Genomic DNA, 20583 nt, shown 5'->3' with positions numbered 1-20583 from the left:
CTACTCTTTGCATAGGTTAATATGAAGACAATGAAGGAGCTGGTCTCTTTGAGCGATCAAAATGATAACCAAGAACTCCTCTTATTTATCGTCATCTTACTATTTGGTCTTTTCTCTCTTGGCTATTCAAGAGATGCTGGTGATGACGATGAGTTGGAAGTCGTAGCATTATCCTAATTCACTAGGGAGGCTGCAATCATGAGTGGAGATAAAAAGAAATCCAACAAAAATCAACTTACACCCGAACAGATCGCTGTGATTGCAGGATTATTAACGAATGTCTTGAGTGTGAGGGCGATCTTAGTTGATCGAAATCAAACGGTGGAAATTATCATTCAAGGTGATTTAAGTAAAAAGAAAGACAAAGATAAAATGTTTAAAGAAGTCGCTGACATGCGCTTTGGCGATGTGTGGGATCTCTTTATGAATACAAAATAAATCCCTTGAACGAAAAATCGTTCAAGGGTTTTTCATATTAGATGAACTTTTTTTGCTTGTTCGTAGCTCTGCTCACGCTTCTTTTCAACTTCAATCATCTTCTCTACATCTGATTGATATTCCTGCGTGCTTACTCCGTGAGCTTGGTGCATTGCCTTTTCCATTAGTTCTGTGTAATTCATGGGCTGTTCATTGCTTTTCACGATTAATAGCCTCCTAAATTTAACCATTTCAAAAAATGGCCTTACTATGGCTATTCCCGCTCTTCTATGATTTAAACGTTAGATTTTCTCACTGATCCAAGAAGTAAATGATTGCAAATAACGCGTTACTGTTTTTTGTGTGCGTTCGTCGGTTAGATTACCTTTATCATCGAACTTTTCATTAGCCTTTGCGACATAAACTTCAGGTTTTTGGAACACTTCCGAACCTGCGGCAATGAGTGCTTGTTTCACTTGCTTTTGCGCATGCGCTGTACCAAATCGTGTCGGTGATGCGCCAATTACACCAACGGGTAGGTTTCTTAATACATTTTCATTCGCATCACTACCTACCCAATCAAGCACGTTTTTGATAACCCCCGGCATACTCTCATGATATTCAGGCGTTACAATCAACAAACCATCGCTTTCTTTCAACGCTCGTTTAAGACTCAATACAGCCTCAGGACCACCATCTTCTTCTAAATCTCCATTAAATAGCGGAATCTCTTGAATCTCATACGGAGTGATCGTTACACTGTCTGGTTTCATTGATACCGCTTCTGCTAATAGTTTTGAATTCAACGAATGCTGTCGTAAGCTACCACTAATTGCAATGATCTTCATCATATACACTCCTTTTTTGAACAAAAAAGTGACTCCGCAGGGGACGGCGGAGTCACAACAGAGGATGAGGGATGCAGGCAGGGTGGGAATAACAGTAAATGATAGTCGCACACGTTACAGGGGGACATATGCTATATCTTCAGGAGGGCGTAGTTCCTGATACTGTTAAGAAGTTATGTGTACAAGCACGTTACCCGATAACGTGTCGACGCTTCTCGTATTCACCATTTACCCTGTTAGCTCTTATATACCTCAATAACTTACCTTTTAAACCAGATTTCATAAAAAAAATTATTATTTTTTTGTTTTTATTTATCGCTCTCTTTTTCTTCCATGAAAAGTGGTTTATGATAGTAAGGACAGTGAAATCTGTCAATCCATGTTTATTCTTATTTACAGGGAGCGATTACTAGATGGAATATCGTATTGAAAAAGATACGCTAGGTGAAATGCAAGTACCAGCAGATAAACATTGGGGTGCCCAAACACAACGTAGTGTTCACAACTTCCCAATCGGTTCAGAAAAAATGCCACGTGAAGTGGTACTCGGATTTGCAATTTTAAAGAAAGCTGCAGCACGAGCAAATGAAAGTCTCGGCAAGCTTGATAGCGAACGTGCAGATGCCATTGCAAAAGCTGCAGATGAAGTTCTCGCAGGTAAATGGGACAGCCACTTCCCGCTTGTCGTTTGGCAAACAGGTAGTGGAACGCAATCAAACATGAACATGAACGAAGTTCTTGCGCGAAGAGGAACAGAAATCCTGCAAGAACAAGGAAAAGACATTACCATTCATCCAAACGATGATGTGAACCGTTCACAAAGCTCGAACGATACGTTCCCAACTGCAATGCACATTGCAGCTGTAAGCGATGTCAACCAGAGATTACTACCCGCATTAGCAAAGCTTAAACAAACACTACAACAAAAATCAGAGCAATTTGACTCGATCATTAAAATCGGTCGTACACACCTTCAAGATGCAACACCACTTACACTCGGACAAGAAGTAAGCGGTTGGTATGAAATGCTTCGTAAATCTGAAACGATGATTAGCGAAAGTATTCGCCACTTGCACGACTTGGCTATTGGTGGAACAGCAGTAGGAACAGGAATTAACGCTCACCCAGAATTTGGTGATCGTACTGCCGGCTTCATTAGTGAATACACGTCATTCCCATTCCGTTCTGCACCGAACAAATTCCATGCGTTAACGAGTCACGATGACACGACTTACGCTCACGGTGCCATTAAAGCACTTGCTGCTGACCTTATGAAAATCGCCAACGACGTTCGTTGGTTAGCAAGCGGTCCACGTTCTGGAATCGGCGAGTTAACGATTCCTGCGAACGAACCAGGAAGCTCAATTATGCCCGGGAAAGTAAACCCTACTCAAAGTGAAGCACTTACGATGGTCGCGACACAAGTGATGGGTAACGATGCTGCAATCGGTTTTGCAGCTAGCCAAGGGAACTTTGAATTAAATGTCTTTAAACCAGTTATTATTTATAACTTCTTACAGTCTGTTCAACTTCTTACAGATGCCATGCACTCGTTCCACGATCGTTGTATCGAAGGATTAGAAGCTGAAGAAGCAAACATTGCAAACCACGTGAAGAACTCACTGATGCTTGTAACAGCGTTAAATCCACACATTGGATATGAGAACGCTGCAGCGATTGCTAAGCATGCTCATCAAGAAGGTTTAACACTTAAAGAAGCAGCACTTCAAAGCGGTCACCTTACTGAAGAGCAATTCAACGAATGGGTAGATCCTGCGAAGATGGTTCAACCAAACGCGTAAAGCAAACTTAGGAAAAAACCTAGCATAAGGGAATGCTAGGTTTTTCTATTGGTGTTTATGGCTGTCACTTTCCAATATTAAGGATGACATGACACGTTGTTTCAATTCCTTTAAAAAACAACTCCACATCCATATTTTCATTCGGTGCGTGGTTATCTTCATCTGCATTCGCGTATGGAATTAACAGTGATGGCGTTTTGAGTAACTCTTGAAAAAGATAACCGGGAAACGTTGCTCCAATCGCTGGTAAAACGATTGGCTTCAATTCATGAGCATCGTGTACGGAGGAAATGATTTGCCTAACGCTTTCAAGTTCCATTGATGTTCTCGTTGGCTTACTCGCACCAACCCATTCAATGTCTAAAGACGGATCCACCTGCTGAATATGAGCAACGAGTTTCCTATATATATCGTCAGGATCTTGATCAGCAACAAGTCGAATATCAATTTTCACTTTGGCCTCACTTGGAATGACCGTCTTTTTCCCAGTTCCAGAATAGCCACTTGATAGACCACTAATGTTAAATGTCGGTGTAAGTGTCAACTTCTCATAATATTCTTCACCACTCATATCTAACGCTTCATACCCAATAACTCGCCCCGTCTCTTGAAGATCAAATGGCTGCTCTTGCAAATGCCGAATATCTTTGATCGTCACTGGACGAACATCATCATAAAACCCTTCAATTAGAACTTCTCCATCGGTTCCTTCTCGCATCGATTGCAATACATTGATAAGTTTCCATGCAGGGTTTGGTACGATATTGCCTTTATTGCCAGAGTGATTGTCTTGTGTCGCACCAATCGCTGTAAGCTCGACATACAACATTCCCCGATTGCCTAAATAAACGATTGGACGACCTGTACTATCCAACGGACCATCTGCATTGTACAACACATCTGCAGCTAACAACTCTTGGTGCTCTTTTATGAACGCAGGAAGACTATGGCTACTGCTTTCTTCTTCCCCATCAAATAAAAATTTGACATTGACAGGCAAGTCAACTTGAAGATCTCGCAACGTCTTAATTGCAAAGACATGTGCAAGCATTTGCCCTTTATTATCCCCAACTCCCCTTGCATAGATCTTTCCATTTCTAATTGACGGTTCAAATGGTGGTGTCTCCCAAGCTTCAATTGGCTCTGGAGGTTGCACATCGTAATGTCCGTAGATCAAAATTGTTTTTGTGTTCTTCGGATTAATGATTTCACCATATACAATCGGACTACCTTTTGTTTCGTAAATCGTAGCTTCAATGTCGTAATCTAGCAATTGACGCTTTAAAATCTGTGCGCATTCGTCTACACCAATTTGTTGAGCACTTATGCTAGGTTGCCGTAACAACTCAAATAAAAGATTCAAATACTCTTCTTCATTCAACGCAATTTGCTCTTTAATTTGTTTTTTCAGCGTTGCTGACACATGTGTATTCACGATTAATTCCCTCCAACAAGATCGTTATGTTCACCTTTCTGAATACATTATTATGTAATGAATTTTCAAACTAATTATTCAGTTAACCATAGCGCACCCTATCCAACTTTTCAACCTACTCAATTAGACTACATTTATCTTAAAATGAAACATGGTATGACTCTTCTAAGTCATACCATGTTTCATACTCCCTCTTCTCAAGGAGTCTTTATTCATCATACGTATAACGTACAACATATTTATCATTTCTAAGGCGGATGATCTCGACAAGTGGACCAACCTCATACCCATTTTGCCAATTGTCTTCAAGCTTTGCTTTTATACAACCAGCTTGAAATTTAGAACGGAATGTTTGTTTAAAATAAATCCAATGTGGTCCACGCTTCATTCCTACTGCTCCTTTAACTAGCCGATCAGTTCTTCATCTTCAGGCTTTCTTATGACGACTTTCGTTTCTGCTTCATCGCGATCACGCAATCGATGCGCCAACCTCGCTGATGCATTCGCTGCAATGCTACATACTAAATCATCTAAAACGTATTCACCTGATCCGTTGAACGGTCCAGTTTTCGTATAATTCCAGTCTTCTCTTTATCAAGATACCCAAATGTTGTCACAGCAATGCTACCGAAACCAAAAACAGAGCCAAGGGCGATCGTTTCATCAATTCCAAATAAACTCTCATCACCTGTAATTAGTGATAATAAAGGTTCACTTAAACGACCTTCTTCTGCTAATACGTCCAATTCTATGCCAACCAGTATAGCATGTTGGATCTCTCTTTTCACGAGCACAGCATCAACACTTTCAACACACTCCACCATTGTAAGATTAGGCGCGTATGGGTGTTGTAAATCATATACAATTTCTGCGATCGCGTCAATCTCTACTCCTCGCTCTTGCAACTTCGTCCGTGCGTGATGCGAAATGATATCGCCAGTAACGATAATTTTTTCATCCCTCACGACCATTCCCCCTGTCTTTAATGTAACATATTCACATACAACGCCAAATTTTACTGTAATATGCTATACTTGGAGAGAATTTGAAGTCATAAAAGGAGCGATTTTCACTTGGACGGAACTGTTGAAACCCTTCATTTACAAAGTAAATTGCTTGATCATGAGTTTGATTTGCACGTATATATTCCACCGAACTATCATGAAAACTTCAGCTATAACCTAATCATTACTGGCGATGGACAAGACTTCTTTAAACTCGGAAAAGTCGACCAAAAAATTGAACATTTCATTCTAGAAGACAGCGGTCCTGAAACGATTGTCGTCGGTGTTCCATACCCACGAGTCGCCATGAGACGGAAATGGTATGCTCCTGATGGAGAGCATACGAACGATTATTTACGGTTTATCAAAGAAGAACTTTTACCGATGCTTGAAAACAAATACAATTTAAATCAAGACCCTGATTCGAGATTACTAATGGGTGATTCACTTTCAGCATCTTTGGCATTGATGGCTTGCTTAACTTACCCTGATACATTCCAACGAGCCGTTCTCTTCTCTCCCTATGTTGATGATCAATTAAAAACGATGGTCACTGAAAGCAACTCCCTACATTCACTTAAGATGTATCACCAATTTGGAAGTGATGAGCGTGAAGTAAAAGCGACAGACGGTAGAGTCTTGGACTTTATTGAGATGAATGAATCACTTCATGAATTATTCGCAAATAAACTTCAATCCTACGACTACAAAAAGATCGATCAAGGCAACCATACGTGGTTCACTTGGGGGCCTTTACTCCCGGAAGCACTTGAATTCCACTGGCTTTAAAACGGTAAGGAGAGAATACTATGAAAGCAATCATCGCAACAACTGAAGAAGAAATGAAACAAGTCCAGCAAATCCGCTACGACGTTTTTGTCATTGAACAAGAAGTGTCTGAAGAAGATGAGTGGGATGAATTTGAAGATGAGAGCGTTCATTTTCTTCTAGAAAGTAATCAACAATACGTTGGAGCAGGACGCGTACGCTGGCTTGGAACGACTGGAAAAGCCGAGCGGATTTGTATATTGGAACAACACCGTGGTGCTGGCGCTGGTAAAGCGGTCATGGATGCACTTGAGAGTTATGTAGCTATGAATAATGGAGAAAAGGTTAAGCTTAATGCCCAAACCCAAGCTCGCGGGTTCTACGAGCGTATTGGCTATAGCGTAACGTCTGAAAAAGAATTTTTGGATGCAGGAATTCCGCACGTAACGATGGAGAAAACGATAAACTAAAAATCCGACCTTAATGGGTCGGATTTTTTATATGATACGATCGATTTGTTTCCCTTTACCAGTTACACTCGCTTGTAACCTTCGTTGGTGCAACCACCTTTGTTCCATGTTCTTCACATAAGAAGACGGCTGTTGTTCACGTGTGTACCGATTTACTCTTGCTACTTGAAGGACAGCCGCGTGATTAGATTGTTTTCCTGACAAACGTGAGCCGTATTGAGTTGCGACATCATTATGCACATGTGGAACATAACCCATCATCATCACTCCTTACAAATCATTTACCCGTATTTTAGAAATCAAACACATTTCACGATCAATTCAGCTGAAATTAATCGGCGTAAACCATTGATACGAAGCGATTTTTTTAATCGAAAATAAAACTACACACGCTTTAGGGTAAACGTACATACGATATAGCGAACATGAAGGAAAACCTAAAGGAGTGATGAGCGTGAGCTGCGGTCGCAAAGATTTCGATACTGGCAACTGCGTGTGCGATGCAGTGCTTGCGATTAGTGAAGCACAAGATGCCGTAGAAAAAAAAGGGAGCTGCGCAAACAGTTGTTTTACTAATCTCTTAAAGCCGAACGGGCGTTTCAATGATACGATCCCATTCATGTTAAAAGGTAAAACAGGTGAATTGTTTTGGGCAACTGGTGTTTAACAGCCGACTTCCCAGATGTTTTTGAAACTGTATTCTTCAGAGTTGAGAACATTTGTGAAAAGTCTTGCTGTGCGACATTATCACTACTTCGTCCAACAGGCGACATTCTCTTTACACAATCTTGTTGCGTAGATCCAACATCTTTATCAGATGTTGTTTCACTAGAACGCACGAACTGCTGCATTGAAGTAGATTTAAGCTGCTTCTGCGCAATCCAATGTTTAGATCCAGGCCTTGTTGATAACCCTATCGGGACAATTCCACCAGCACCTGGCATCTAAGGTATTAAACACTAGAGAAATGGTCGAGGGTTAAGTCAATGACATCCTCGTACCGTATCGTTACTTGATAAGGTAATTGTTGGGTCTGCATCGTAAATTGATCTTCTTCAATATCAGTTACGTTGCCGACCCATGTTTCTTCTTTCGTTTGGCAAATACAAACGGTTGGATTTAGCGTTCTCATTTTATAAAGCAACCTTACTTTATCTTCTGTCGAACGATTTTCAAACCCTTTTTTACGTGAAGGCTGGACAAGCTGTTCTGAAGATTTGCGTGAATGCGTCTTTTCTTCACTCGTTCGTACTTCTTTTTTGTTCGTCTCGTTCGTTTTTCTAACTCTTTCTTCAATCGCATCACGCAATATTTCATTTGCTTTAGAATTTGGGGATTCAATGGACTTCTGCCAATTCGGTCCAAGATGTCGATTCAAATCAAATGATCGCTTCTTGGGCACCTCATCTTCATTGGAATCAGGTAAAACTTCTTCACTTACATCGTTTTGTTCCGACACTAGTTCGTCATTCACATGCGTTGGAGAAAGCTCTTTTACAGGCTCTTTTTCCTCAATTTCTTCCAAATGTTCTTTTACCGTTCTTTTGTATAGAAGTTCAAGTTCATTATCACCAACCGTTGGCATTGAATGGTTCGGATTATCAATATATAGAAGAGGTTGAACTTGATTGTGTCTTTTTTTCGTACTCATACCCTTCCTCCCTTTACCCATCGTATTACCACATTGTATTCATGGAATTACAAGCTATGATTACTTTCAAAGCTGAGTAGGTAAAGCGCCCGATTTCAAATTTCTTACACACCCGTTTTAGGTGCTATGCATAGGTTAGTATGGAGAGCAAGCGGTTCTCTAAGAATTCAAGATTCCAGGAGGAATGCTACATGTCAGAATGTTGTCATAGCGGTGGATATGGTGGATCAAACGGTTTAGGCGGATTTGCATTTGTTGTTGTGCTTTTCATCTTACTCATAATCGTAGGTTCTGCATACTGCTAATGCAAATAAACAAAAACAAGTCGCTCCTTAGAGCGACTTGTTTTACTTATACGATTGAAGTCTTTTCAGTTTCCGCAATCTTTTCGATATGATGGCATGCAGCCTTATGAGTTTCATTCATGAACGTCGTTGAACGAAGTTCTGGCTCCTCTGCCTTACAAATATCTGTTGCAAACGGGCAACGTGTGTGGAATCTACAGCCAGATGGCGGATTCATTGGTGAAGGAACATCACCTTGTAAAACGATTCGTTCTCTCGTTTTCGATGGATCTGGAATTGGAATCGCCGATAACAATGCACGAGTATATGGATGTCTTGGACTATCAAAGAGATCTCTTTTATCAGCAATTTCGACGATCTTACCGAGATACATAACGATCACTCGATCAGAGATGTGACGAACAACCCCTAGATCATGAGAGATAAACAAATACGTTAAATCTAGATCTTTTTGTAGTTTCTTTAACAAGTTTAATACTTGTGCTTGTGTTGACACGTCAAGAGCAGATACAGCTTCATCACAAACAATGAGCTTAGGATCTACAGACAAAGCTCGGGCAATCCCGATTCTTTGACGTTGTCCCCCACTAAATTGGAATGGGTAACGTTCTGCTTGTTCTGGCCTTAAACCAACAACTTCCATCAATTCACGAATACGCTCAGGGCGCTTTGCTTTAGGAACAACACCTTGAATTGCCATCGCTTCATCGAGAATTTGTTTAACCTTTTGTCGTGGGTTCAAAGACGCATATGGATCTTGGAAAATAATCTGCATTTCTTTACGCTTTTGACGTAAATCAGATTTGCTAAGCTCCATAAGGTTTTGCCCTTCAAAAAGGATTTCTCCGTCAGTAGGGTCATCAAGTCGTAAAATTGCTCGACCTGTCGTTGATTTACCACAACCAGATTCTCCTACAATACTAAGTGTCTCACCAGGATTTATAGCGAAGGATACGTCATCGACCGCTTTAACTTGGGCTTGCGTACGATTTAGAATTCCGCCTTTTACTGGAAAGTACTTTTGTAAATTCTTTGCTTCAAATAACGGTGTTGTCATTGATTCGTTGCAACCCCTTTCGTCGGGTTCGGTCCATCCCATTCATCCGTATAAATCCAGCAACGTGTTTGACCTGTCGTAATACCTTCATCCACATTGTTAGAAGGTGTTGCGAGTTCTGGATGCTTCTCTACACAAAGATCTCTAGCATAAGGGCAACGCTCTGCAAAGCGACAACCGCTTGGCATGTTCTGCGGCGTTGGAACCGTTCCTGGGATCATTTCAAGCTCATCAAGGTCAATATCGTGACGTGGAATCGCATTCATTAACCCTTGAGTATATGGGTGTAATGGTCGCTTAAACAATGTCTTCACATCTGCTTGCTCCACTACTTCACCCGCGTACATTACAACAACTTTATCTGCCGTTTCAGCAATAACACCTAAATCGTGTGTAATCATTAGAACGGCCATTCCTGACTTCTCTTGAAGCTCTTTGATTAGTTCTAGAATTTGCGCTTGAATGGTTACGTCAAGTGCTGTTGTTGGTTCATCTGCGATCAGAAGTTCAGGGTCACATGAAAGTGCAATCGCGATCATCACACGCTGACGCATCCCTCCAGATAACTCATGAGGATAACGCTTAGCACGATCCTCTGGCGCTGGAATTCCGACAAGTTTCAGCATGTTAACTGCTTCTTGCCATGCTGCTTTTTTGTCGAGTTTCTTATGAATACGAACCGCTTCAGCAATTTGAGAACCGACTGTAAACACTGGGTTTAACGATGTCATTGGCTCTTGGAAAATCATTGAAAGACGGTTGCCTCGATACTTTGCAAATTGTTGCTTTGATTTCTTTAATAAATCTTCGCCGCTTAGTTCAATCGTTCCCCCAACAATTTTACCAGGATGTTGGATTAATCGCATAACTGAAAGTGACGTAATACTCTTACCTGAACCTGACTCTCCTACGATTCCTAATGTCTCGTTACTATTAACGCTAAAATCAACGCCGTCAACGGCCTTAACTTCTCCATCAGGCGTAAAGAATGATGTTTGTAATCCTTTTACTTCAAGTACAGGTGTCTGTTCGTTTGAAGCCATGTCCATGACCTCCTTTATACAATATCGGATCGTGGGCTTCTACCATGAATTAGTTCAAATCAATTCGTTTGTTTAATACTCGGTACGCAATATCGACGAGGAAGTTCACGAAAACAAACGTGATTGCAAGTACGATTACTGCACCTTGTACAACTGGAAAATCTCGTTGACTAATGGCATCTACAACGAGTCGCCCTAGTCCGTTAATCGCAAATACGTTCTCTGTAAGTACAGCTCCACTTAAGAAATAACCGAATTGTAGACCAATGACTGTCACAACAGGTATTAATGCATTACGAAATGCGTGCTTATAGACGACAAAGCGCTCACTTACACCTTTAGCACGAGCTGTACGTACATAATCTTGATCAATGACTTCTAACATGCTCGAACGTGTCATTCTTGCAATAACTGCGGCACCTGCTGTACCCATCGTTATGGCTGGCATGATGACTTGCTGCCACGTCCCCCAACCAGAGGTCGGTAAAACTCCGAGTTGTATCGAGAACCAGTAGATCAAAAGGAGACCTAACCAGAAGTTTGGCATTGACAGACCTACAACGGCCAACGTCATTGTTCCATAGTCACGAATTGTATTACGGTACGTCGCTGAAAGAATTCCGAAGAACAGACCTACAGAAACAGCTACGACCATACCCCAAAGGGCCAGTTCAACAGTTATTATAAAGCGCGGTGCTATGATATCCATTACTGGTTGTCCAGTTCGAACCGATTCTCCAAGGTCAAACATGATGAGATCTCCTAAGAAACGACCGTACTGAACGACGAGTGGATCATTTAATCCTAAATTTTCTCTCATTTGTTCTAATTGAGCTTCAGAAGCAGCTTCCCCTGCCATAACTTGGGCTACATCCCCAGGTACTAATTGAATGATCAAAAAGGCAACGAGGGTAACACCGAACAATACCGGTATAAGCTGTAACAAGCGGCGTAAAATGAAAATATGCACGTCTATTCCTCCTTACTTTTTCGATCTCGGATCAAGTGCATCTCGTAAACCATCACCTAACATGTTGAAAGCGAGTACGAGTAACACAATTGCAATTCCTGGGAATATAGTTAAGTGTGGGTTGTCCCACATGTACGATCTTCCATCATTTAACATTGCACCCCACTCAGGAAGCGGTGGTTGCACCCCTACACCGAGGAAAGATAAACCTGCGGCACTTAGAATTGTCGTCGCAATTTGTAAAGAGGCTTGTACAATGATTGGTGAAGATACGTTCGGTAAGATATGTTGGAAAATAATTTTGCCGTCTCTTGCACCGAGTGCTCGAATCGCTTCCACGTACTCAATATTCTTCACTTCAAGTACGGAACCGCGAACAATCCTTGCAAATACAGGAATATTATAGATGGAAAGTGCGATAATTACGTTGTTCATACTTGCACCTAAAGCACTAACAATTGCAAGTGCTAAAAGAATTCCTGGGAACGCAAGTAGGATATCTGCTGCACGCATAATAATTGTATCCCAAATCTTTCCATAGTAGCCCGCTAAAAGACCGAAAAATATTCCGAAAACGGCACCTATAAGTACTGCAGAAGTTCCAATCCAAATCGTAAGATGTGTACCAAAAATAATCCGACTGTAAATGTCTCGTCCGTTTTGGTCAGTACCAAACCAATGATCTGCAGACGGTGGTGCAAAACGATTTAAGACGTCTGTTGAGGTTGGACTATGCGTCATTAAAGAGAAGTTCCAACCTGGAATCCATTGGGAAAGCACCGTTGATAGCGCGATCAATAAGAAGAAAATGAGAATGATCCCGCCAAATAAAGATGATTTGTTACGAATAAGTTGCTTCATTAATCCTTTAAACCGAGACTCCGGAGCTGCAATTTCTGCTTTACCCGGGCTTTGGTTAACGGTTGACCCCATGTGCTGCTCAACCCCTTCTTATTATGATTCTTTAGCGACAAGCGCTACATGCACAATGAAACATCGACATGATTTTACATGGTTCGTTTAATTATATCAATGTTCACTCTGAATACAATATAATCTGTTAATTTTTCTGTCATATTCCTCCGTTTACGATGCGTTCTCTCTTTTAATGTGATTGATATTCGTTTAATGTACACTCATTTCCTCAAGAAAACTATTGGAAACTAATACCTTTCATGTTGCCCCCTTTTACTATACTTAACGAAAATCAATAATACAAAGCTTACAACAGGAATAAATTGTTGTAAATCGTAAATAAATGTATTGTTTTAATATTTTTTTCGCAAAAAAGAGTATTGAAAGTTTTTAATTCGTAGTTTATAGTATTTCTAAACTTGTTTTACATTAAAAGGGGGATATAAAATTGCGAAAGTTTAAAAAGTCAAGTGTCGTAACACTATCATTAGCTGCTACATTAGCACTTGCTGCATGTTCGTCCGATCCAGAAGAGACTGAAGAAACTGAAGGTAGTGACGGCTCAGCAGAAGAGACAGAAGAGACTGAAGATGGTGACGACGAGGGTGACGGTGAGGTTGCAGCTGGTGACGGCGGTGAGCTAGTGATCGCTGTTGCAGCAGACGGGGTTTCAATGGATCCACACGGATCGAATGACAATCCATCTGCTAAATACCGCTCTCTTGTTTATGAAACACTCGTCACACTTGATTCAGAAACAAATGAATTAACAACAGATGGTCTAGCTGAAAGTTATGAACAAATTGATGATACTACATGGGAATTTTCATTGCATGAAGGCATTGAATTTCATAACGGTGAAGAATTGACTGCTGATGATGTCGTTGCGACTCTTGATAGAATCAGAGATCCAGAAGTAGCTTCTCAAGGTGCATTTCTTTACGAAATGATTGATTCTGTTGAAGCCGTAGACGAGCAAACTGTTCAAATTACCACTGAGTTCCCATTTGCACCTCTTCCAAATCACCTTGCACACAATGCTGGTGGAATTATTAGCGAAGTAGCCATTGAACAACATGATGCAGGTGAAATTAACCTCGATATTGGTGAAGGTGAAGGCGGAACGGGTCAATTCGTTTTTGATTCTTGGAGTCAAGGGTCTGATATTCGCTTTACTGCTAATGAAAACTATTGGGGAGACGCTGCAAATGTCGATTCAGTTGTCTTCCAAGTCATTGAAGAAGAGCCAACAAGAATTGGTAACTTAACAAATGGCGACATTCATATTGCTGACCAGATTCAACCAGCACTTGTAAATCAAGTTGAATCAATTGATGGTGCAAGCCTTTTAGCTGTACCGAGCTTAAGTTTAACGTATGTTGGCTTTAATACTGAAGCTGAACCTTTAGATGACGTTCGAGTACGTCAAGCCATCTCATTATCAATTAATAATGAAGAACTTGTTGAAGGAATTTACGAAGGATACGGTTCAGGTGCTAAGGGACCAATTAACGAACTCGTATTTGGTTATGATCCTGAATTAGAAGACATTGGTTATGACCCAGAACTTGCTCAGGAATTGTTAGCAGAAGCAGGGTACGAAGATGGGTTTGACATTACAATTAAAATGAACGCTGGTAACCCTATTCGTGAACAAACAGCTGTTTACATTCAAGATCAGTTAAATGCAAACGGAATTAATGCACAACTCGAACAAGTTGAATGGGGTGCGTTCCTTGAAGAAACTGGAGAAGGCGACAGTGAACTGTTCGTACTCGGTTGGGTTACTGTAACTGGAGATGCAGACTATGGCATGTACTCATTGTTCCACTCTGATAACCACGGTGAAGTTGGAACCGCTCATTCTATACAAATGAAGAAGTTGACGAATTGTTAGATCAAGCACGTCAAGCAGAAGATCCATCAGAACGTGAAGAACTATATAGTCAAGTTCAAGAAATTCTCGTAGATGAAGCTCCAATGATCTATACTGCTTTTGATGATCTTCGCGTTGGTATTCTTGATTCAGTAGAAGGATTTGTTCAACATCCAAACGGACAATTCGATCTTTCAAATGTTAGTATTTCAGAAGAAGCTGGTGGCTCTAGCTACTAATTTCAACATAAAAAAGCATGCGCATTCGCGCATGCTTTTTTAATGGCCATTTAAGCGATCAACTTGTTCATGAATCGTTTTTTGCCATGCATCGTCTTCTGTAGCATAAGCCAAATAACTCATCGCTTGCAGCTTTTCTTTTTCCCAATAATAGTTTTGTAAATATGTTTTACTTTCATTAAGTTCCGCTCGTTCCATCTCGGTTAAAGGACGGTAATCCTTTTCAAGGATGAGACGAAGAAATCGTTCTGAAACTGCCGAATACATACCGATCACTCACTTTGCTTCTCAATACGTTTACTAAGAAGCATTGCCAAAACCCTTAGTATTTAACCCATGCCGATAATATGGTATCCCCCATCAACGTGAATCGTCTCACCAGTAATCGCTTTAGATAAGTCACTCATTAAGAATAGTGCCGTATCACCGACTTCTTCAGTCGTTACAGTTCTGTGTAGAGGTGCTTTATCTTCAATTTCTTTTAGTACACTATTAAACCCTGCAATTCCTTTAGCAGAAAGTGTACGAATCGGTCCTGCCGAAATCGCATTTACACGAATGCCTTTAGCGCCTAAATCGTTCGCTAAATATTTCATGCTCGCATCTAGTGCGGCTTTTGCGACTCCCATAACGTTATAATTCTTAACAACACGCTCTCCACCTAGGTATGTCAATGTTACAATTGAACCGCCTTCAGCCATTAGTTCGTGGCGATCAATTGCATGAGCAACGGCTGTTAATGAATATGCACTAATGTCATGCGCAAGCTTAAACCCTTCTCTTGACGTTTCCACAAAAGAACCGTCTAGATCTTCGGACTTTGCAAATGCGATACAATGAGCAAGTCCATGAATGACGCCTACTTCTTCTTTAATTTGTTTAAACGTTGCATCGATTTCTTCATCACTCGTAATGTCACAAGGGTAAATAAAATCTGTTTGTCCAATTGAACTCGCAAGCTCTCTCACATTTTTCTCTAACCGCTCACCCGCATACGTAAACACAAGTGTTGCCCCTGCATTTGCTAAACTGCGAGTAATTCCCCAAGCGATACTTCGTTTATTGGCAACTCCCATAATGACGTATGTACGTCCTTCTAATGATAAAGCCATCATTCATTTCCCCTTCCGGTTGTATGCACGTTCTAGTACCTGGTCATAATTATAACATAGTCGAAATGAAAAATCACGATACGTTCACTAGAATTCTCCATTTGAAACTGCTATCATTTTTAATCAGAGGTGAATCGTATTATGTCTGAACAGTTCTATGACATCATTGGCGACACACACGGTTGTTATGAAGAATGTTTACAATTAATACGAACTTGTGGTTACAAAAATGGAATACATCCAGAAAACCGTACGCTCGTATTTATCGGTGATATTACAGACCGTGGTCCCGACTCACTACAAATGATTAGTCTCGTTCACTGGCTCGTATATGAGCGTAAAACAGCCCTTTATGTTCCTGGTAACCATTGCAACAAATTATACCGCTACTTTAAAGGCAATCGAGTCGTCATTAATCACGGACTCGAAACGACTGTTGCGGAGCTCCATGCCCTCTCTCAAGACGAACATCAACTCATCAAGAGGAAATTTATGCAACTGTATGAGCAGTCTTCGTTATACTTAGTATTAGATCATGGAAACGTTGTTTGTAGTCATGCAGGAATTAAGCGACAAGACATCGGTAAGAACGGACGCCAAATACAATCATTTGTGCTTTATGGTGACGTTGATCATCAATCAACAAAAAAAGGACAGCCGCCAATACGCCGCGATTGGGCGTTAAATGAAAAGCGTACTATGCCTTGGGTAATATACGGACATACTCCCGTCATTTCGCCAAGGGTCTTTAACGCTACCATTAATATTGATACTGGTTGTGTATTTGGTGGCAAGTTAACCGCTTTTCATTATCCTGAATTAACATTTTCAACGGTTAGCTCCAACCAGCCATTACAAGTAGACAAATTTAATTCTTATGAACACGAAGAAACAATCGATGACTATAAGTGAGGAATAGATTATGCAAAAAACAAAACGAATTTTACCGTTGGCACTAACACTCAGCCTTCTTACTGCTTGTGGTGCTACCCCAAAGCAAACTGATGGAATTGTTCAACATGACCCTGAAGAGTCTGCCCTTTATTTGACGACTGATCCACCTTCTATGACAATCCATGCTCGCATGATCAATGAGGAAGATACGCCAACTGAGGATATTTATTTACACTTTGATGTTGTAGACGAAGATCTTCAAGAGATTATTGATTACGATGCAATCGCTACAGACGGCGAAGAATTTTCCATTAGCGCTGAAGGGAGTTTTGTCGTGAATGCCTCATTCCCTCTTTCAGAACCTATAGAAGAGGAACACGTGCTAACTGGAATTGAAGCTTACGTTGAAGACGATGAAGGCAATGAGATTTACCGCTTCACTTTCGATCACGCTGAAACTGATTAAAAACAACCAGACGCTTAGGCGTCTGGTTGTTTTTATAGGTTGATACTTAGAAGTTGAACGATGTCTTTTGGAGTAGGTGCATAAAATTGTATTGGTTTTTGAGTAATCGGGTGAACCGTTACGTAGTTGGCTGCATGCAAAGCTTGCCGATTAAGCTGATTCGATATTGAACCATACAATGTATCACCTACAATTGGATAGCCAATCGCACTTAGATGGACACGTATTTGGTGTGTACGGCCCGTAAACAATTTCACTGATAATACTGTGTACCGTTTATGTTCTTCAATACGTTTAACTATTGTTTTTGCCGGCTTGCCTGTTACCGTCACTTGCCGCTCCACAATTGATGATCGATGGCGACCGATCGGTAATGAAATCTTCTTCTCTTCAACCGGAAACTGTCCATCAACTACTGCGATGTAACGTTTATCATGAAAAGACTTTGTTAAAAAGTCATGTGCGTACCGGTGTTTTGCAAACACTACTATGCCACTCGTAAAGCGATCGAGTCGATTTACTGGATGCACACCAAAATATTGCTCACTTATACGCGCATAGTGCATGATTGCTTCTGCTAATGAACGTCCGCGTACACCTTGGGTTGGTAACGTACTCATCCCTGGTTGCTTGTTTACGACAATGAGGTGTTTATCTTCAAATAGAATATCAATGGTTTGGTTGTTTTCACTAAAATGTTCAGGGTGATCCGTTAATGGCATGCCAACAGTGACGAGATCCCCATTCGTAATCACTGTGTTAACATTTGTTTTCTTTCCATTTACACGAAGTTCTCCAAAGCGTTTAATGAATGTAAGCGTTCGACGTGACATCTTCTTTTCCTCTTGCAGAAAGTGCTTTAGCGGATGATGTTGTGAACGTACTTCCCATTCCCAATGTAGTAATCTACTCACCAATAAATGACTCTTTTACTCGCTTCCAAAATGGAAACGGACGAAAACGTGCAAAACGGACGTATTCATCAGATACGCGGCACTGAATGGATTCAATATCCTTGTTTACGAGCGAATAATGATCAATCGTCATTTGCATACTCACATCATTTAATGGTTTTAACAAACACGTATGATGCTCTGGTAGTACGAGTGGTGAACCGATTGTTCGGTAGACACGGTTATTAATCGATGCCATTTCAGCAATTTGCATCGAAGCGAGCGATGGATGTAAAATCGCTCCTCCTAATGCTTTGTTGTATGCCGTACTCCCAGAAGGTGTAGAAATGCACAACCCGTCTCCACGAAACGTTTCAAACACTTCTCCTTTAATCTCAACGTTACAAACGAGTGATCCTTCTGTCGTTTTAACTGTGCATTCATTAAGCGCCAAATGGCGATCTGATGATCCTGCACGATGATAACGAACCGTAACTTCAAGTAACGGGTACTCTACAACTTGGAAAGGGGTCTTTGCAATATGGATGACCAACTTTTCTGCTTCATCTGGAATCCAATCTGCGTAAAAACCTAAATGTCCTGTATGTACACCAACAAAACAGGTATGTTGAAGCCGATGCTTATGCTTATGAAAAGCTTCAAGTAACGTTCCATCTCCCCCAACTGATATAACAATCTCGGGTTCTTGTTCATCTTGTTGTAACTGATGCTCATTTAAGCCTTTACGAATTAACTCAGCAATCTCATTAGACGTGTCATCGCCACGAGATGTGACGTCGTATTTCATGTTCACGTGTTCCCTCCTTATCATCCGTTCTTAAATGATGTTCGATGTTCACCTTGCCTTAGTGCAATGATCGACTGAGCCTCTCGCACTTCACCTTGTATTTTTGACATTTCTTCATCCAAATTATAAGCAGCTTCAGAAGCTCGATACAATCGCTCTTTAATATCGTCTGGAATTTCACCACGATATTTATAGTTCAAAGAATGCTCAATCGTCGCCCAGAAATTCATTGCCATCGTTCGCACCTGAATTTCAACGAGAATATGTTTCGTTCCTTTAATCGTATGAACTGGATAATCAATCACCATATGGAATGAGCGATACCCGCTCGATTTCTTTTCCTTTATATAGTCACGCTCGTTAATGATCGTAATGTCTTTACGACTTCGAATCATGTCTACAATCGTATCGATATCTGTTACAAATTGGCAAACGATACGGATCCCAGCAATATCTTGCATCCGCTGCTCTAATTCACGTAAAGGAATGTCTTTTCGTTTTGCTTTTTCTTCAATGCTACCAATCGGCTTTACCCTTCCAGTGACAAACTCAATCGGTGTATGTCTAGAAGAGCGTTGGTATTGCTCACGTAAACTTCTAAGTTTCACTTTTAATTCTTCAACGGCTTGTTTATACGGTTGTAAGTCTAACTCCCAATTTTCCATCATACACCTTCTCCCTTAGTCACTTTCTTTCGAGAAAATGTTTCACAACAGCGTCAGCCATTTCGCTTCCGTAGTTATTATTATCTGGGATATTATCAAGTAAATATTCCATCTCATCTTGGAAAGAGTCAAGCAATAACTCTTCATTTCCCAGATAAACGGGATAATGATGTTCGTAAATTTCCTCGAGTATTGGCCAAAACATCTCTGGCAACCTTACATGATAAAATGATCCTTCGTTTTCAACGACATAAACGAACGCTAATTCATCTGAATCAGCTAACATTCGCTCGGCATCTTTGAATGTCGACACTTTAAACGAATCGTCTTTTGGAATGATCATCGCTTTTTGATCGACAATTGCGATTTGATCTACGGTTATATTGGACATAAATGCTAATCTCCTTTGCTTACTACTCCTAGATTATGACATAATGCAACAGGAGGTTGATGATCATGACAACTCATGAAGAATTTGAAATTGAAGCGAAACAATTACTTACATCAGATGAGTTTACAAAGCTATGTAATCATTTCAAGTTGAAAAAAGAGGACTTTCAGACACAGCACAATCATTATTTTGACACAGGAAGCTTTCAAATAAAAGAACGAAACGCTGTGTTGCGCATTCGTGAAAAATCTGGAAGCTATGTGCTAACCTTGAAAGTTAAAGAAAAAAGTGGCTCTTTGGAGCGGCACGAAACTCTTCATACGAATGAATTGCCACAAAGCGATCAGTCTCAGCTACTCACTTGGCTGAAAGAGCAATGGTTCATAGAAAGCACTCGACTTATCCATTTAGGATCTTTAGAAACCAATCGTGCGACAATTCCATATGAAGGCGGGACGTTGTTCTTTGATCATAGTCGCTATCTAGGGTGGATGATTATGAACTAGAATTCGAAGGCACATCAAAACAACATGTCGACTCCGTAATGAATACGA

General features: G+C 40.7%; 27 protein-coding genes and 2 pseudogenes. 12 read left to right on the top strand and 17 right to left on the bottom strand.

Annotation, left to right across the window (positions count from 1 at the left end; all coding sequences use genetic code 11):
- Nucleotides 1-48 precede the first annotated feature (48 nt).
- Together JCM19038_RS24650 and JCM19038_RS18940 are read left to right on the top strand one after the other, a co-directional pair.
- Nucleotides 49-177 (top strand): hypothetical protein, encoded by a 129-nt coding sequence (locus JCM19038_RS24650; RefSeq protein ID WP_255343403.1) that lies wholly within the window; start codon nucleotides 49-51, stop codon nucleotides 175-177.
- Between the two features lie 21 nt (nucleotides 178-198).
- Complete coding sequence (locus tag JCM19038_RS18940) at nucleotides 199-438, top strand: hypothetical protein (protein ID WP_042360701.1); 240 nt, start codon at nucleotides 199-201, stop codon at nucleotides 436-438.
- 32 nt (nucleotides 439-470) lie between these two features.
- Here the strand turns inward: JCM19038_RS18940 and JCM19038_RS23025 are convergent, their stop codons facing one another.
- Both JCM19038_RS23025 and JCM19038_RS18935 read right to left on the bottom strand, forming a co-directional pair.
- Nucleotides 471-641, bottom strand: a complete 171-nt coding sequence (locus JCM19038_RS23025) for a hypothetical protein (protein ID WP_193745172.1) — start codon at nucleotides 639-641, stop codon at nucleotides 471-473.
- A gap of 78 nt (nucleotides 642-719) precedes the next feature.
- Nucleotides 720-1265 (bottom strand): NADPH-dependent FMN reductase, encoded by a 546-nt coding sequence (locus JCM19038_RS18935; RefSeq protein ID WP_193745171.1) that lies wholly within the window; start codon nucleotides 1263-1265, stop codon nucleotides 720-722.
- A 413-nt stretch (nucleotides 1266-1678) separates the two neighbouring features.
- Between JCM19038_RS18935 and fumC the strand changes: the two genes are divergently transcribed.
- On the top strand, nucleotides 1679-3067 hold the full coding sequence (gene fumC, locus JCM19038_RS18925; protein ID WP_042420878.1) for a class II fumarate hydratase: 1389 nt from the start codon (nucleotides 1679-1681) through the stop codon (nucleotides 3065-3067).
- Between the two features lie 64 nt (nucleotides 3068-3131).
- Here fumC and JCM19038_RS18920 read toward each other — a convergent pair whose 3' ends face one another.
- From JCM19038_RS18920 to JCM19038_RS18910, 3 genes and pseudogenes are all read right to left on the bottom strand, one after another.
- Nucleotides 3132-4502, bottom strand: a complete 1371-nt coding sequence (locus tag JCM19038_RS18920; RefSeq protein ID WP_042420877.1) for a M20/M25/M40 family metallo-hydrolase — start codon at nucleotides 4500-4502, stop codon at nucleotides 3132-3134.
- Between the two features lie 208 nt (nucleotides 4503-4710).
- A complete protein-coding gene (locus JCM19038_RS18915; RefSeq protein WP_042360706.1) occupies nucleotides 4711-4890 on the bottom strand; it encodes a hypothetical protein in 180 nt (59 codons plus the stop codon).
- 17 nt (nucleotides 4891-4907) lie between these two features.
- A pseudogene (locus JCM19038_RS18910) lies at nucleotides 4908-5473 on the bottom strand (phosphatidylglycerophosphatase A).
- Nucleotides 5474-5575: 102 nt separating this feature from the next.
- On the opposite strand from JCM19038_RS18910, the gene JCM19038_RS18905 reads away from it, so the two are divergent.
- Both JCM19038_RS18905 and JCM19038_RS18900 read left to right on the top strand, forming a co-directional pair.
- On the top strand, nucleotides 5576-6295 hold the full coding sequence (locus tag JCM19038_RS18905) for an esterase family protein (RefSeq protein WP_042420876.1): 720 nt from the start codon (nucleotides 5576-5578) through the stop codon (nucleotides 6293-6295).
- A 20-nt stretch (nucleotides 6296-6315) separates the two neighbouring features.
- The gene (locus JCM19038_RS18900) at nucleotides 6316-6744 is read left to right on the top strand and encodes a GNAT family N-acetyltransferase (RefSeq protein ID WP_042420875.1); all 429 of its coding nucleotides are present in this window, start codon (nucleotides 6316-6318) and stop codon (nucleotides 6742-6744) included.
- A 27-nt stretch (nucleotides 6745-6771) separates the two neighbouring features.
- On the opposite strand, the gene JCM19038_RS18895 is transcribed toward JCM19038_RS18900, so the two are convergent.
- Nucleotides 6772-7002, bottom strand: a complete 231-nt coding sequence (locus JCM19038_RS18895; RefSeq protein ID WP_042420873.1) for a hypothetical protein — start codon at nucleotides 7000-7002, stop codon at nucleotides 6772-6774.
- Between the two features lie 196 nt (nucleotides 7003-7198).
- On the opposite strand from JCM19038_RS18895, the pseudogene JCM19038_RS18890 reads away from it, so the two are divergent.
- Nucleotides 7199-7692: pseudogene (locus JCM19038_RS18890) on the top strand (CotY/CotZ family spore coat protein).
- Nucleotides 7693-7696: 4 nt separating this feature from the next.
- On the opposite strand, the gene JCM19038_RS18885 reads toward JCM19038_RS18890, so the two are convergent.
- Nucleotides 7697-8395, bottom strand: a complete 699-nt coding sequence (locus JCM19038_RS18885) for a CotO family spore coat protein (protein ID WP_042420871.1) — start codon at nucleotides 8393-8395, stop codon at nucleotides 7697-7699.
- Between the two features lie 191 nt (nucleotides 8396-8586).
- Between JCM19038_RS18885 and JCM19038_RS22080 the strand changes: the two genes are divergently transcribed.
- Entirely contained in the window at nucleotides 8587-8700 is a 114-nt protein-coding gene (locus JCM19038_RS22080) for a YjcZ family sporulation protein (protein ID WP_152549518.1), read from the top strand.
- 46 nt (nucleotides 8701-8746) lie between these two features.
- On the opposite strand, the gene JCM19038_RS18880 is transcribed toward JCM19038_RS22080, so the two are convergent.
- From JCM19038_RS18880 to JCM19038_RS18865, 4 genes are read right to left on the bottom strand one after another with little or no spacing between them, the layout of a single operon-like run.
- Nucleotides 8747-9757 (bottom strand): ABC transporter ATP-binding protein, encoded by a 1011-nt coding sequence (locus tag JCM19038_RS18880; protein ID WP_042420869.1) that lies wholly within the window; start codon nucleotides 9755-9757, stop codon nucleotides 8747-8749.
- Nucleotides 9754-10800: an ABC transporter ATP-binding protein gene (locus JCM19038_RS18875; RefSeq protein WP_042420867.1), complete on the bottom strand. Its 1047-nt coding sequence runs from the start codon at nucleotides 10798-10800 to the stop codon at nucleotides 9754-9756. Before JCM19038_RS18875 ends, JCM19038_RS18880 begins: the two co-directional genes overlap by 4 nt.
- 49 nt (nucleotides 10801-10849) lie before the next feature.
- Complete coding sequence (gene nikB / locus JCM19038_RS18870; protein WP_042360712.1) at nucleotides 10850-11770, bottom strand: nickel ABC transporter permease; 921 nt, start codon at nucleotides 11768-11770, stop codon at nucleotides 10850-10852.
- 12 nt (nucleotides 11771-11782) lie between these two features.
- Nucleotides 11783-12703 (bottom strand): ABC transporter permease, encoded by a 921-nt coding sequence (locus JCM19038_RS18865; RefSeq protein WP_042420865.1) that lies wholly within the window; start codon nucleotides 12701-12703, stop codon nucleotides 11783-11785.
- A gap of 430 nt (nucleotides 12704-13133) precedes the next feature.
- On the opposite strand from JCM19038_RS18865, the gene JCM19038_RS18860 reads away from it, so the two are divergent.
- Both JCM19038_RS18860 and JCM19038_RS24045 read left to right on the top strand, forming a co-directional pair.
- Nucleotides 13134-14582 carry an ABC transporter substrate-binding protein gene (locus tag JCM19038_RS18860; protein WP_052362010.1) on the top strand — a complete coding sequence of 483 codons (1449 nt, stop codon included), beginning with the start codon at nucleotides 13134-13136 and terminating at the stop codon, nucleotides 14580-14582.
- Nucleotides 14576-14800, top strand: coding sequence for a hypothetical protein (locus JCM19038_RS24045; RefSeq protein ID WP_052362008.1), 225 nt, complete (start codon nucleotides 14576-14578; stop codon nucleotides 14798-14800). Before JCM19038_RS18860 ends, JCM19038_RS24045 begins: the two co-directional genes overlap by 7 nt.
- Before the next feature lie 39 nt (nucleotides 14801-14839).
- Here JCM19038_RS24045 and JCM19038_RS18855 read toward each other — a convergent pair whose 3' ends face one another.
- Nucleotides 14840-15076, bottom strand: coding sequence for a hypothetical protein (locus JCM19038_RS18855; protein ID WP_042420862.1), 237 nt, complete (start codon nucleotides 15074-15076; stop codon nucleotides 14840-14842).
- Nucleotides 15077-15129: 53 nt separating this feature from the next.
- The gene (gene fabI / locus JCM19038_RS18850) at nucleotides 15130-15912 is read right to left on the bottom strand and encodes an enoyl-ACP reductase FabI (RefSeq protein WP_042420860.1); all 783 of its coding nucleotides are present in this window, start codon (nucleotides 15910-15912) and stop codon (nucleotides 15130-15132) included.
- A gap of 141 nt (nucleotides 15913-16053) precedes the next feature.
- On the opposite strand from fabI, the gene JCM19038_RS18845 reads away from it, so the two are divergent.
- Nucleotides 16054-16824, top strand: a complete 771-nt coding sequence (locus JCM19038_RS18845; RefSeq protein WP_042420858.1) for a metallophosphoesterase — start codon at nucleotides 16054-16056, stop codon at nucleotides 16822-16824.
- 10 nt (nucleotides 16825-16834) lie between these two features.
- Nucleotides 16835-17272 carry a hypothetical protein gene (locus JCM19038_RS18840; RefSeq protein WP_042420856.1) on the top strand — a complete coding sequence of 146 codons (438 nt, stop codon included), beginning with the start codon at nucleotides 16835-16837 and terminating at the stop codon, nucleotides 17270-17272.
- A 32-nt stretch (nucleotides 17273-17304) separates the two neighbouring features.
- On the opposite strand, the gene JCM19038_RS18835 is transcribed toward JCM19038_RS18840, so the two are convergent.
- From JCM19038_RS18835 to JCM19038_RS18820, 4 genes are read right to left on the bottom strand one after another with little or no spacing between them, the layout of a single operon-like run.
- Complete coding sequence (locus JCM19038_RS18835) at nucleotides 17305-18186, bottom strand: RluA family pseudouridine synthase (protein ID WP_042420899.1); 882 nt, start codon at nucleotides 18184-18186, stop codon at nucleotides 17305-17307.
- Nucleotides 18179-18973 (bottom strand): NAD kinase, encoded by a 795-nt coding sequence (locus JCM19038_RS18830; RefSeq protein ID WP_042360752.1) that lies wholly within the window; start codon nucleotides 18971-18973, stop codon nucleotides 18179-18181. Before JCM19038_RS18830 ends, JCM19038_RS18835 begins: the two co-directional genes overlap by 8 nt.
- 20 nt (nucleotides 18974-18993) lie before the next feature.
- Nucleotides 18994-19641, bottom strand: a complete 648-nt coding sequence (locus JCM19038_RS18825) for a GTP pyrophosphokinase family protein (RefSeq protein ID WP_042420854.1) — start codon at nucleotides 19639-19641, stop codon at nucleotides 18994-18996.
- Nucleotides 19642-19657: 16 nt separating this feature from the next.
- Nucleotides 19658-20029: a hypothetical protein gene (locus JCM19038_RS18820; protein ID WP_052362003.1), complete on the bottom strand. Its 372-nt coding sequence runs from the start codon at nucleotides 20027-20029 to the stop codon at nucleotides 19658-19660.
- Between the two features lie 65 nt (nucleotides 20030-20094).
- Between JCM19038_RS18820 and JCM19038_RS18815 the strand changes: the two genes are divergently transcribed.
- The gene (locus tag JCM19038_RS18815) at nucleotides 20095-20535 is read left to right on the top strand and encodes a CYTH domain-containing protein (RefSeq protein ID WP_052362001.1); all 441 of its coding nucleotides are present in this window, start codon (nucleotides 20095-20097) and stop codon (nucleotides 20533-20535) included.
- Nucleotides 20536-20583 lie beyond the last annotated feature (48 nt).

Origin of the sequence: Geomicrobium sp. JCM 19038 (assembly GCF_000698125.1) — a bacterium.
GTDB lineage: Bacteria > Bacillota > Bacilli > Bacillales > Marinococcaceae > Geomicrobium_A.
The sequence above is the reverse complement of the archived record's forward strand: the minus strand, read 5'-3'. Positions and strand labels throughout refer to the sequence as shown.

Bases quoted from the DNA above. Each gene is read 5' to 3' on its own strand.
- JCM19038_RS18940 (WP_042360701.1), top strand. From the start codon at position 199: ATGAGTGGAGATAAAAAGAAATCCAACAAAAATCAACTTACACCCGAA.
- JCM19038_RS18880 (WP_042420869.1), bottom strand. From the start codon at position 9,757: ATGACAACACCGTTATTTGAAGCAAAGAATTTACAAAAGTACTTTCCA.
- JCM19038_RS18875 (WP_042420867.1), bottom strand. From the start codon at position 10,800: ATGGCTTCAAACGAACAGACACCTGTACTTGAAGTAAAAGGATTACAA.
- JCM19038_RS18840 (WP_042420856.1), top strand. From the start codon at position 16,835: ATGCAAAAAACAAAACGAATTTTACCGTTGGCACTAACACTCAGCCTT.
- JCM19038_RS18895 (WP_042420873.1), bottom strand. From the start codon at position 7,002: ATGGGTTATGTTCCACATGTGCATAATGATGTCGCAACTCAATACGGC.
- JCM19038_RS18825 (WP_042420854.1), bottom strand. From the start codon at position 19,641: ATGATGGAAAATTGGGAGTTAGACTTACAACCGTATAAACAAGCCGTT.
- JCM19038_RS18830 (WP_042360752.1), bottom strand. From the start codon at position 18,973: ATGAAATACGACGTCACATCTCGTGGCGATGACACGTCTAATGAGATT.
- JCM19038_RS18900 (WP_042420875.1), top strand. From the start codon at position 6,316: ATGAAAGCAATCATCGCAACAACTGAAGAAGAAATGAAACAAGTCCAG.
- JCM19038_RS18820 (WP_052362003.1), bottom strand. From the start codon at position 20,029: ATGTCCAATATAACCGTAGATCAAATCGCAATTGTCGATCAAAAAGCG.
- JCM19038_RS18865 (WP_042420865.1), bottom strand. From the start codon at position 12,703: ATGGGGTCAACCGTTAACCAAAGCCCGGGTAAAGCAGAAATTGCAGCT.
- fumC (WP_042420878.1), top strand. From the start codon at position 1,679: ATGGAATATCGTATTGAAAAAGATACGCTAGGTGAAATGCAAGTACCA.
- JCM19038_RS18885 (WP_042420871.1), bottom strand. From the start codon at position 8,395: ATGAGTACGAAAAAAAGACACAATCAAGTTCAACCTCTTCTATATATT.
- JCM19038_RS22080 (WP_152549518.1), top strand. From the start codon at position 8,587: ATGTCAGAATGTTGTCATAGCGGTGGATATGGTGGATCAAACGGTTTA.
- JCM19038_RS18935 (WP_193745171.1), bottom strand. From the start codon at position 1,265: ATGAAGATCATTGCAATTAGTGGTAGCTTACGACAGCATTCGTTGAAT.
- JCM19038_RS18915 (WP_042360706.1), bottom strand. From the start codon at position 4,890: ATGAAGCGTGGACCACATTGGATTTATTTTAAACAAACATTCCGTTCT.
- JCM19038_RS18815 (WP_052362001.1), top strand. From the start codon at position 20,095: ATGACAACTCATGAAGAATTTGAAATTGAAGCGAAACAATTACTTACA.
- fabI (WP_042420860.1), bottom strand. From the start codon at position 15,912: ATGGCTTTATCATTAGAAGGACGTACATACGTCATTATGGGAGTTGCC.
- JCM19038_RS18845 (WP_042420858.1), top strand. From the start codon at position 16,054: ATGTCTGAACAGTTCTATGACATCATTGGCGACACACACGGTTGTTAT.